We start from the raw sequence: 11,601 nt of genomic DNA, 5'->3' as shown, positions 1-11,601 counted from the left end.
GGTTTTGGTGGCCCTACACTGGCGCCGTGGCAGGTTCCGAACGCCGAGGCGCAAGTCGAAGCTCCGCCGACGAGTGGCTGCAGACCGGCTTCGAGATCCTCGCCGAGGACGGCTTCACCTCGTTGAAGATCGACACGCTGTCGGCTCGGCTGGGCATGACGAAGGGCAGCTTCTACTGGCACTTCACGGACATGGCGGCATACAAGGCGGCACTGGTGTCGGCGTGGGCCCAGTGGCGCGACGACGACCACCGTCACTTCAGCGAATTGGCGGCGCTGCCGGCGCGTGAGCGGCTGATCAAGATGACCGCATTCCTGGTCAGCCCGCGTCAGTGGATGCTCGAGCGGGCGATGCGCGAATGGGCCCGAACCGACCGCGCCGCAGCCCGCAGCGTCAGGGCCGCCGACCGCCGCGCCCGTGCCGCGGTACGCCAGGCATTCATCGACAGCGGGTTGAGCGAGGACATTTCGGAGCAGCGATCACAGTGGCTGTTCGCGATCGGCATCGGTGCGCTGCACCTGTCGAGTTCGAAGTCACCGCAGATCCCGCCCGCACAGCGGCAGGAACTCGTGGATTTCCTGTTGCGGCCGTGAAGCCGTCTTGGGGCGAACGCCTCAGCAGAGCGAGCCGGCGAACACCGCCCCGGTCATCAGCGCGACCACGATAGCGACGGTCGGCAACCCGCTGGACAGCGCCAACACGACACCGGCGATTCCGGCGATGAGCACCGCCGCCATCACGAACCCGATCAGCCAGTTGACGGGGTGAGCGGCGTGGGATGGCTTCACGTCCTGCGGGACCGTCGCACTCTCGCCGATTGCGGCCATGTTCGCCCTCCTTGTGATGACGGACACAATATAACCCTGCAATGGCGCAAATCACAGCAGCAACGGCGACACCCGATATCGAAAGCCCTACTAACAAAAGCGATTAGGCGGTCTAATCGAGGCTTGGGTGCAGCCCCGGTACGTTCGCAGATGTGCGGCACAGGAGGCTGGTCGTGGCGACGGCCCTGACGGCTGTCCTGGTGCAGTGCGCGTCCCCCCACCCGTCAGCGCCGACACCAACGCCGATGCCGAAAACAGCGGAAACGCCGGCTTCGCAGCCCCAGCCACCGCAATCCCGGCCACCCACGATCAGCCCCGTCACCGCCGCTGATCTCGGCGCGACCTGGCGGCCGGGCTGCCCGGTCTCCCCGGACCAGCTGCGTCGCGTCGAGTTGGACCACTGGGGATTCGACGGCCGCCTCCACCGCGGCGAATTGGTGGTCAACGCCGAGATCACCGGCCCTGTGATCGATGTGTTCGCTCGGCTCGCCGCCCTGCGCTTCCCGATCGAGAAGATGCGCAACCCGGACCGCTATCCGGGGGCCGAGGACGAACTCTCGATGCGCGACAACAACACCTCGGCGTTCAACTGCCGCGGTATCCCAGGGTCGAGCAGCTGGTCCTGGCACGCCTACGGCCGCGCCGTCGACATCAATCCGCTGGTCAATCCCTCCGTCGATGCCCGCGGTGGCCGCATCGAACCGGCGACCGGCGCAGCGTGGCTCGACCGCACCCGCCACGATCCGGGCATGCTCCACGACGGCGATCCGGTCGTGACAGCGTTCGTGACCAGGGGCTGGAGCTGGGGCGGCCATTGGCGCAACCCGCTGGACTACCAGCACTTCGAACTGAAGATCATGATCTAGATCACACCCGCGCGGAAGCCGTGAACCGAAGCGACGGCCGCGTCGTGTCCTCTCCAGGCACACCGACAGGAGACGAAGCTGCTCACTCGAATCGCGTCGCTCGCCCTCACCGCCCCGCGCAGGATCGTCGCAGCCGCAGCGATCCTCACCGCGCTGCTCGCGATCGTCGGTGTGCCGGTCGCCGCCCGCCTGTCCCCGAGCGGCTTCGCCGATCCGGGTTCGGAGTCGGCCCGGGCGTCGCGCACCCTCGCGGACACCTTCGGCCAGGGTGATGTCGCCATGGTGATCGTGGTGTCCTCCCCCGACGGCGTCGACAGCCCGGCAGCGCGCCGGACCGGCGAACGCATCGCCGCGCAGGTCAGCGGCCGGGCTCACGTCGCCACCGTGTCGTCCGCCTGGACCGCTCCGCCGAGTGATCGGGCCGGCCTCGTCAATCGCGACAGGACCGCCGGGCTCGTCGTCGTCGGCATCAGCGGAACCGAGGCCGAGCAGCAGAGTGAGGCCGCGCAGATCGACGAGCAGGTCACGCGTGACGTGCCCGACGGCGTCACCGTGCGCACCGGTGGCATCGCGATGGTCAACGTGCAGATCACCGAGCATTCGCAGCGGGACCTGCTGATGATGGAGGGCCTGGCGATCCCGCTGAGCTTCCTGGTCCTGGTGTGGGTCTTCGGTGGGCTGCTCGCCGCGGCGCTGCCGGTCGCGATCGGGATGATGGCCATCGTCGGCGCCCTCGCGGTGCTCAGGGCGGTCACCGCGTTCACCGATGTGTCGATCTTCGCGCTGAATCTCGCCACCGCGATGGGCTTGGCGTTGGCCATCGACTACACGCTGCTGATCCTGAGCCGGTACCGCGACGAGCTGGCCGCGGGCGCCGACCGCGCACAGGCCATCCGGACCACGATGGGCACCGCCGGGCGCACGGTGGTTTTCTCGGCGACGACGGTGGCGCTGTCGATGTCGGTGATGGTGCTCTTCCCGATGCACTTCTTGAAGTCGTTCGCCTATGCGGGCGTGGCGACGGTGGCGTTCGCGGCAGCGTCCGCGGTGGTCGTCACCCCGGCCGCGCTGGTGCTGCTCGGTGACCGGCACACTGCGCTGGACGTGCGCCGCCTCGCGCGCCGAGTACTGCGCCGACCCGAACCTTCGCCCGTTCCTGTGGAGCAGCGGTTCTGGTACCGCTGCGCACGCGCCGTGATGCGCCGCGCCATCCCCCTCGGCCTGGCCGTCGTTGCGCTCCTGGTCGTCGCGGGCCTGCCGTTCCTCGGCGTGCGGTGGGGCTTTCCCGACGACCGCGTGCTCCCCCGGTCCGCGTCGGCCCACCAGGTGGGCGACCAGCTGCGCGACGAGTTCGCCGAGAACACCGACACCGCGGTCACCGTCGTGCTGCCCGATACGCGCGGCCTGGGTCGTGCCGAGCTGTCGGCCTACGCCACTGATCTGTCCCGCGTCCCCGACGTCGTTGCGGTGTCCGCTCCGACCGGGACCTACGTCGACGGGCGCGCTGCCGGCCCGCCGTCCGCGCCGACCGGTGAGCGCGACGGTGCCGCCTATCTGACGGTGTCCAGCAGCGCGCCGCTGTTCTCCGTTGCCTCCCAGACCCAGCTGGACCGACTGGAGGCGGTTGCTGGACCGGGTGGCCGGGCAGTGGAGCTCACCGGCACCGCCGCAGCCAATCGGGACAGCGTCGCTGCGATCACGTCCACCCTCCCCCTGGTTCTCGGCTTGATCGGCGTGATCATGTTCGTGCTGCTGTTCCTGCTCACCGGCAGCCTCGTCGTACCGTTGAAAGCACTTGTGTTGAACGTTCTCTCGCTGAGCGCCGCGTTCGGCGCACTGGTCTGGGTGTTCCAGGACGGGCATCTCGGCGGATTGGGCACCACGCCGACAGGCACCCTGATCGCGAACATGCCCGTGTTGTTGTTCTGCATCGCCTTCGGCCTGTCGATGGACTACGAGGTGTTCCTCGTCGCCAGAATTCGTGAGATCTGGCTGCGCACGGGAGATTCCGATGAATCGGTGGCACTCGGTATCGCTTACACCGGGCGCATCATCACCGCCGCGGCGCTGATCATGTCGATATCGTTCGCGGCGCTGATCGCCGCCAGCACCTCGGTCATGCGGATGTTCGGTCTCGGACTGACATTGGCGGTGCTGGCCGACGCGACGCTGGTGCGCATGGTGGCGGTACCCGCCTTCATGCGGTTGATGGGGGGCTGGAACTGGTGGGCCCCGCAGTGGCTCAGCCGGATTCACCGCCGCCTCGGTGTCACCGAGAGTGCGGCGGTGCCTTCTCGAGAACACACGGAACGGATAGCACCATGAACCCTGTCAGTGTCATCGCCGGCGTTGCCGGCGCCTTACCCGAACATCGGTACAGCCAGCAGGAGATCACCGAGACCTTCCTCGCACTCCCCGGCTTCGATGGTTGCGCCGACGTCGTGCGCGCCCTACACGAACACGCAAAGGTGCAGAGCCGCCACTTCGTGCTGCCCCTCGACCGATATTCGACACTGCGGGATTTCGGCGAAGCCAACGACATCTACCTCGAGCACGCGGCCGACCTGGCCTGCAAAGCGCTGAGCGCGGCACTGGACGAGGCTGGTCTGCGCGCGGCGGATCTCGACATGATCATGACCACGACGGTGACGGGCATCGCCGTGCCCTCGCTGGACGCCCGCATCGCGTCACGGCTGGGGCTGCGGGCCGATGTGCGCCGCGTCCCGCTGTTCGGACTCGGTTGTGTCGCAGGGGCAGCCGGGATCGCCCGCCTGCACGACTATCTGCGCGGCGCACCCGGACATGCCGCCGCGTTGATCTCGGTCGAGTTGTGCTCACTGACGTTCCCGGCTGTCGAACCGACGATGGCGAGCCTGGTGGGCAGCGCGCTGTTCGGGGACGGGGCGGCTGCGGTGGTCGCCGTCGGCGAGGAGCGCAGCCGTCGCCTCGACCCGCATGGGCCGGCGGTGCTCGACTCCCGCAGCAGGCTCTATCCCGACTCACTGGACACCATGGGGTGGCGGGTCGGGAGCAGCGGCTTGTCACTGGTGTTGTCGGCAGACCTTCCCGATCTCATCGATCGGTACCTGTCCGATGACGTGACCGCCTTTCTCGGCGCCCACGATCTCGCGGTCGACGACATCGCGGCGTGGGTGTCACATCCCGGGGGTCCCAAGGTGATCGAGGCGATCACGTCGGCTCTCGATCTGGGGCCCGACGCGCTGGAGTTGACGTGGCGCTCGTTGGCCGAGGTGGGCAACCTGTCCTCGTCGTCGGTGTTGCACGTGCTGCGGGACACGATCGCCAAGAAGCCGCCGGCCGGTCGACCCGGTCTGTTGATGGCGATGGGACCGGGCTTCTGCGCGGAGTTCGTTCTGCTCGGTTGGCGGTGAGCGGTGCTCGCCTACACCGCGTTGATCATCGCCGTCGCGCTGGAACGGATCGCTGAACTCGTTGTCTCTCAACGTAATCTGGCATTCAGCCGGAAGCGTGGCGGCGTGGAGTACGGCGCCGGGCACTATCCGGTGATGATAGTCCTGCACACGGCCCTGCTGGTCGCCTGTCTCCTCGAGGCCGCGCACCGAGAGTTCCTGCCCGCGCTGGGATGGCCGATGTTCGGCATCGTGCTGGCCGCGCAGGGCCTGCGGTGGTGGTGCATCAGCACCCTCGGTCACCAGTGGAACACCCGCGTGGTGGTGGTGCCGGGCGCCGCCCGGGTCACCGGCGGACCGTACCGGTACGTTCCTCACCCCAACTACGTGGCCGTGGTCGCCGAAGGTATCGCGCTGCCGCTCGTCCACAGCGCCTGGATCACCGCGGTCGTGTTCACCGCACTGAACGCCTTCCTGCTCCGCACTCGGATCACCTGCGAGAACCGGGCTTTGGAGAGTCTGCGGTGATCGACCTGGTGGTCGCCGGTGGCGGGCCCGCGGGCCTGGCCACCGCATTGGCCGCCGCCCGACTGGGCCTGGAGACCGTGGTGGTGGAACGGCGGCAGGCGCCCATCGACAAGGCGTGCGGCGAGGGATTGATGCCTCACACCGTGCGTCATCTCGCGGCGCTCGGCGTCCGTCCCGACGGGGTACCGTTTCGGGGCGTCGCCTACCTCGACGGCAGGCGCAGGGTCAGCGCCACCTTCGACGACGGTCCCGGCCTGGGGGTACGACGCACGACGCTGCACCAGGCGATGCTCGACGCCGCCGACGCCGCCGGGATACGTGTCATCGGCGGCTCGGTGGACACGATCGAACAGCGCCCGGACAGTGTGTTGGTCAACGGTTTTCGCGCACGCTACCTGGCCGCGGCCGACGGGCTGCACTCGCCCATCCGGACTCAGCTGGGCTTGCAGCGACCCGCGGGTGGACGTCGCCGGTGGGGCCTGACCCGCCATGTCGGCGTCACGCCGTGGACCGACCGCGTCGAGGTGTACTGGGCGGCCGAGCCCGACGCCGGCGAAGCGTACGTGACGCCGGTCGCCGACGACTGTGTCGGGATCGCGATCCTGACGTCGCGCCGCGGCGGATTCGACGACCACCTCGGGGCGTTTCCCGCTCTGCGCGAACGCATCTCGGGATCAGTGCACGGTTCCGATCGTGCCGCCGGACCGCTGCGGCAGCGGGTGGCGCGCCGCGTCGCGGGCCGGGTGATGCTCGTCGGTGACGCCGCCGGCTACATCGACGCGCTGACCGGCGAGGGTCTGGGATTGTCGTTCGCCGCCGCTCGGGCACTTGCCGAGTGCGTTGCCACCGACCGGCCTGCCGCCTATGAGCGGCTCTGGCGTCGATCCACGCGCCGCTACCGCCTCATGACCTCGATGATGGTGCGCGCGAGCGCATCACCGTTGCGGCGCGCGATCGTGCCTGCCGCACACGGATTGCCGACGGTGTTCGGGCGGGCGGTCAACCTACTCGCCGAGTAGCACCCCCGCCTCGCGGTATACCGACACTGCATCGCGCCCCAGGCTCTTGGCGGCATAGAGCGCCTTGTCGGCCCGGTCGAGCAGATCACGCACCGCCAGGTCGGCGTCGGTGACCCACGGCCGCAGCGTCGCCACACCGACGCTGACGGTCACGGTTCCCTTCGGGGCTCCGGCGTGCGGTATGGCCAACGAGCGGATGGCCGTCACGAGCCCTTTCGCGAAACCGCCCGGGTCGTCGCATCCGGAGCAGACGACCGCGAACTCCTCGCCGCCGTAGCGCGCGGCGACGCACACACTCGGGTCGGCGAGGTGGGCCAGCACCTCGCCGATGTGCCGCAGGCAATCGTCTCCGGCCTGATGACCGTAGAGGTCGTTGAACGACTTGAAGTGGTCGATGTCGACGAACAGCGCGGTCACCTGCTCCCCGGCGGCGCGGGCCCGCACCCAGAGGTCACCGGCACGCAGGTCCAAGCCGCGGCGGTTGGCCAGACCGGTCAGCGGATCGGTGTTCACCATGTCGGTGAGCGACTCCTGCACTTCCCGCTCCAGCGTCACATCGCGCATGATCGCAGCGGTCAGGCCGTCCGCGGTGCGCCGGCTGTGCAGGACGTACCAACCCCATGACCCGTCGACCCGCAGGACGCGGAAGGGTTCCGAGGCGCCTTTCGAGACGGCCCCGGTCGCGGCCGGGAAATCCGCGAGGGCCACCCGGTCGTCAGGGTGAACCTGGTTCAACCAGTCCAGTTTGGTGATCGGTGCGTCCGGGATGTCGAGGATCTCGTGTCCCTGACTCGCGCGATGCAGCACGGTGCCATCGGCGTCGACGACGATGACCACATCGCCGGTCAGGTCGGCGATTAAGTCGTAGGCCTTGTGGCTGACATCCTCCAGGGCGGCCAGCCGCATCCGGTCCTCCAGCGCGGCAGCAACGAGCACGAGCATCGTGAACGCGCCCAGGACGAACACCTGCGCCGAGATCAGGGCTTGACCGGGGTTCTCGAGGGACAGCGCGAACGGACCGTAGCCGGCGAACGTACCCCCCAGTGCCATCGCCGAGCCGACCGCCGTCGCGGCGAATGCCGCCGCGATCCCCGACCGGATCAGCACCAGCAACGCGGGCAGCCCGGACAGGAACACCAGGACGAAGCTCGACATCGTCGCCGACGCGGCGAACAACGCCACCGTGACCGCGATCATCGTCGCGAACCACGCCGTGTCGCGCCAGCTGTGCGGGCGCACGTAGTGCCGCCACCGCAGCATGAGGGGCACCAGGAACGCGATGCCGACGGCCTCGGTCAGGTACCACGCCATGGCCGCGTGCAGAAGCTGCCCCGGGGCGGTGCCCACCTCGCCGTTGATCACGAGCCCGGCGACGCCGATCGGGCTGGCCAGGGCCGGCCCGAGGTAGACGCCGTAGAGCAGGAACCGTCGCCAGCTGCGCAGCGTGTCGGTGCGCCCGACCACCCAGTCCTGGTCGCGGTGCAGCATCGTCGCCGCGAACACCACCGCCGCGAGCGTGGACACCACTCCGATCTCCGGGGCGATCCCCAGCGCCAGCCGCGCAGGGATGATCTGGACGGCCATGAATGCGGCCAGATAGGCGGGCCACTGACGGCGCGGCGAGGTGAGGAGGGCGACCAGCTGCGGCGCGACGGCGGGCCACACCATCGCATAGGACCAGCTGTCCAGATGGACCAGGGCGCGGACGGCGAAGCACGTGATGCCGACGACCAGCGTCCAGCCGAGCAATCGGGACAGCGGCGGGACGCCGAGCACAGCACGACGCGCCACCGTGGGGTGTGCGCCCGTCGCCATCGGAACAGTGAACCGCGTCGACAACCGGTGCGCCAACGTTTGCGCACAACCTGCTCGGAGGTGTCGTTCACGATCAGGATTCATTTCCGAAACATCGAACCGCCACAATGGCGCGGTGACCGACCTCGCGAACTCTGCCGCCGATCAGTCTGCCCAGGTGAACGGCGCTACACCCGGCCCTACCGGTCAGACCCGGACCGGCATGACCGCTGATGCTCTGCGCGCGGCGGTCACCGACCACCTGCTGTACTCCATCGCCCGCCCGCCTGCGGTGCTGCAGCCCGAGCACTACTACCGCGCGCTGTCGCTGGCGGTGCGCGACCGCATGCAGAAACGCTGGATGGCGACCACGCAGGACTGGTTGGACCTGTCGGCGAAGGTCACCTGCTACCTGTCGGCGGAGTTCCTGATGGGGCCGCAGCTGGGCAACAACCTGCTCAATCTGGGCATCGAGGACGAGGCCCGGCAGGCCTTGGCCGCCCTCGGCCAGGATCTCGACGAGATCCTCGACTGTGAGGGCGAGCCCGGGCTGGGCAACGGCGGCCTGGGCCGGCTGGCCGCCTGCTACCTGGACTCGCTGGCCACGCTGGAGCGGCCGTCGATCGGCTACGGCATCCGCTACGAGTTCGGCATCTTCACCCAGGAGATCCAGGACGGTTGGCAGGTCGAGAAAACCGACAACTGGCTGGTGCACGGCAACCCCTGGGAGATCGACAAGCCAGACGCCAGCTACTTCGTGAACTGGGGCGGGCACACCGAGACCTATGAGGACCTGGCCGGCAGGCTGCGGGTGCGGTGGGTGCCGCAGCGGGTGCTCAAAGGCGTCTCGTACGACACGCCCGTGCAGGGCTACGGCGTGAACACCTGCAACACGCTGACGCTGTGGAGCGCCCGCGCCGTCGAATCGTTCGCCCTCGACGCGTTCAACAGCGGCGACTTCTACAAGGCCGTCGATCAGGAGGTGGTGTCCGAGACCGTCTCCAAGGTGCTCTACCCCAACGACGAGCCGGAGGCCGGTAAGCGACTGCGCCTGCTGCAGCAGTACTTCTTCGTCACGTGTTCGCTGCAGGACATCCTCAACATCCACCTCGAGCGGGCGGGTCTGCCGTTGTCGGCGCTGCCCGACAAGTGGGCGATCCAGCTCAACGACACCCACCCCTCCATCGCGGTGGCCGAGCTGATGCGGCTGCTGATCGACGAGCACCACCTGGCGTGGGAGGACGCCTGGGATCTGACGGTGCGCACGTTCGGGTACACCAACCACACGCTGCTGCCCGAGGCGCTGGAGACGTGGTCGCTGCATCTGTTCGGGGAGGCGCTGCCGCGCCACCTCCAGCTGATCTACGAGATCAACGACCGGTTCCTGGCCGAGGTGCGCGATAAGTTCCCCGGTGACGAGGACCGGGTGAGCCGCATGTCGCTGATCGGAGAGGACGGCGGCAAGTCGGTGCGGATGGCGCACCTGGCCACCGTGGGCAGCCATGCCATCAACGGTGTCGCCGCACTGCACTCGGAGCTGCTGAAAGCCAGTGTGCTGAAGGACTTCTACGAGATGTGGCCGGAACGTTTCGGCAACGTCACCAACGGCGTCACCCCGCGGCGGTTCCTCGCGCTGTCCAACCCGGGGCTGCGGGGGCTGCTCGACGAGGCGATCGGGCCCGGGTGGTTGACCGATCTGGAGCGGCTGCACGGCCTCGAGTCGTTCATCGAGGACGCCTCGTTCCGGGCACGGTGGCGAGAGGTCAAGCGGGCCAACAAGTCTCGGCTCGCCGAATACGTGCACTCGACGACGGGCATCGAGCTGGACCCGCTGTGGATGTTCGACGTGCAGGTCAAGCGCATCCACGAGTACAAGCGTCAGCATCTGATGGTGCTGCACATCGTGGCTTTGTATCACCGGCTGAAGACGAATCCGGGAGTGACGATTCCGCCGCGGGTGTTCCTGTTCGGCGGCAAGGCCGCACCCGGCTACTACATGGCCAAGCGGATCATCAAGCTGATCACTGCGGTCGGCGCGACCATCAACAACGATCCCGACGTCAATCGCTACATGAAGGTCGTGTTCCTGCCGAACTTCAACGTCAAGAGCGCGCACCTGGTGTATCCGGCGGCCAATCTGTCCGAACAGATCTCGACCGCAGGCAAGGAGGCCTCGGGCACCGGCAACATGAAGTTCATGATCAACGGTGCGCTGACTATAGGGACGCTCGACGGTGCGAACGTCGAGATCCGCCAAGAGGCCGGCTCGGAGAACTTCTTCTGCTTCGGGCTCACCGAGGATCAGGTCGTGGCGGTCAAGGCCGACGGGTATCGGCCGCAGAGCTATGTCGAGCGCGACCCCGAGCTGGCCGCGGTGCTGGAACTGATCGCGGGGGGAACATTCACCCACGGCGACACCGAGGTGCTTCGCCCCGTCGTCGACAACCTGATCGCCCACGATCCGTTCCTGGTGCTCGCCGACTACCGCGCGTACGTGGACAAGCAGGCCGAGGTGTCGCGGGTGTGGCTCGACGACGAGGTGTGGACGCGGATGTCGATCCGCAACACGGCCCGCAGCGGGATGTTCTCGTCGGACAGGGCGATCCGCGAGTACTGCGACGAGATCTGGGGCGTGGGCCCCATGAGCGTCGACCTCTAGCGATTTCGGCGTGTTTGCCGTCGCTCAGCGATCTCAAACACGCCGAAATCCGCTCTCGAGCGCACGCAACAGCTCCAGCGTCGACGTGATGTCGTGCTCCTCCCCCGACGCCGCGAGGGCATCGCCGAGCAGCCTGGCCCAGATCGTACGAAGGCGCGCCAGGTTCTCCGCGGCGCGGCGGGTCGAGCGCAAGACGACCTGACGGCTGTCGGCCGGATCAGCCGATCGGCTCACCAGCCCCTTGGCCTCGAGGTCGCGCAGCGCCCGACTCAGGTTGCTGCGCTGTAGGCCGGTTCCGGCAGCGACGGTGCCAGCGCTGACGTCGGGATGGTGGTCGATGTAGCGCAGCACCGTCACCTCGGTCGCCGATAGTTCGACGACGTCGGGATCCGCCGCGGCCTGCGACCTGACCGCGCGCGCGACGGACATGACGACGTCGGCGAGATCCGCGAGTTGCTCGGCGCGGGGTTGGCGGGCTTGCACGAATCCACCATACCTGATAGTTATGTATTGATAATTATATTCTGATAACCACAC

General features: G+C 68.1%; 10 protein-coding genes. 7 read left to right on the top strand and 3 right to left on the bottom strand.

The genetic code is table 11. The features are described from left to right. Window positions 1-26: 26 nt before the first annotated feature. On the top strand, window positions 27-593 hold the full coding sequence (locus tag ACZ50N_RS05035) for a TetR/AcrR family transcriptional regulator (protein ID WP_046361054.1): 567 nt from the start codon (window positions 27-29) through the stop codon (window positions 591-593). A gap of 21 nt (window positions 594-614) precedes the next feature. Here the strand turns inward: ACZ50N_RS05035 and ACZ50N_RS05030 are convergent, their stop codons facing one another. Then, window positions 615-827 (bottom strand): hypothetical protein, encoded by a 213-nt coding sequence (locus ACZ50N_RS05030; RefSeq protein ID WP_046361053.1) that lies wholly within the window; start codon window positions 825-827, stop codon window positions 615-617. 173 nt (window positions 828-1,000) lie between these two features. Between ACZ50N_RS05030 and ACZ50N_RS05025 the strand changes: the two genes are divergently transcribed. From ACZ50N_RS05025 to ACZ50N_RS05005, 5 genes are all read left to right on the top strand, one after another. After that, window positions 1,001-1,693: a M15 family metallopeptidase gene (locus ACZ50N_RS05025; protein WP_464474817.1), complete on the top strand. Its 693-nt coding sequence runs from the start codon at window positions 1,001-1,003 to the stop codon at window positions 1,691-1,693. A gap of 78 nt (window positions 1,694-1,771) precedes the next feature. After that, entirely contained in the window at window positions 1,772-4,018 is a 2,247-nt protein-coding gene (locus tag ACZ50N_RS05020) for an MMPL family transporter (RefSeq protein ID WP_464475594.1), read from the top strand. Next, window positions 4,015-5,085 (top strand): type III polyketide synthase, encoded by a 1,071-nt coding sequence (locus tag ACZ50N_RS05015; RefSeq protein ID WP_464474816.1) that lies wholly within the window; start codon window positions 4,015-4,017, stop codon window positions 5,083-5,085. The genes ACZ50N_RS05020 and ACZ50N_RS05015 overlap by 4 nt, the downstream gene beginning before the upstream one ends. Before the next feature lie 3 nt (window positions 5,086-5,088). After that, entirely contained in the window at window positions 5,089-5,592 is a 504-nt protein-coding gene (locus tag ACZ50N_RS05010) for an isoprenylcysteine carboxyl methyltransferase family protein (RefSeq protein ID WP_046361049.1), read from the top strand. After that, on the top strand, window positions 5,589-6,611 hold the full coding sequence (locus tag ACZ50N_RS05005; RefSeq protein ID WP_464474815.1) for an NAD(P)/FAD-dependent oxidoreductase: 1,023 nt from the start codon (window positions 5,589-5,591) through the stop codon (window positions 6,609-6,611). Before ACZ50N_RS05010 ends, ACZ50N_RS05005 begins: the two co-directional genes overlap by 4 nt. Here the strand turns inward: ACZ50N_RS05005 and ACZ50N_RS05000 are convergent. Next, complete coding sequence (locus ACZ50N_RS05000) at window positions 6,597-8,426, bottom strand: sensor domain-containing diguanylate cyclase (protein WP_464474814.1); 1,830 nt, start codon at window positions 8,424-8,426, stop codon at window positions 6,597-6,599. The genes ACZ50N_RS05005 and ACZ50N_RS05000 overlap by 15 nt on opposite strands. Before the next feature lie 202 nt (window positions 8,427-8,628). Between ACZ50N_RS05000 and ACZ50N_RS04995 the strand changes: the two genes are divergently transcribed. Continuing rightward, window positions 8,629-11,064, top strand: coding sequence for a glycogen/starch/alpha-glucan phosphorylase (locus ACZ50N_RS04995; RefSeq protein ID WP_464470808.1), 2,436 nt, complete (start codon window positions 8,629-8,631; stop codon window positions 11,062-11,064). A 33-nt stretch (window positions 11,065-11,097) separates the two neighbouring features. Here the strand turns inward: ACZ50N_RS04995 and ACZ50N_RS04990 are convergent, their stop codons facing one another. Further along, on the bottom strand, window positions 11,098-11,547 hold the full coding sequence (locus ACZ50N_RS04990) for a MarR family winged helix-turn-helix transcriptional regulator (protein ID WP_053079452.1): 450 nt from the start codon (window positions 11,545-11,547) through the stop codon (window positions 11,098-11,100). Window positions 11,548-11,601 lie beyond the last annotated feature (54 nt).

The sequence above is a fragment of the Mycolicibacterium obuense genome (assembly GCF_055397605.1).
The sequence above is the reverse complement of the archived record's forward strand: the minus strand, read 5'-3'. Positions and strand labels throughout refer to the sequence as shown.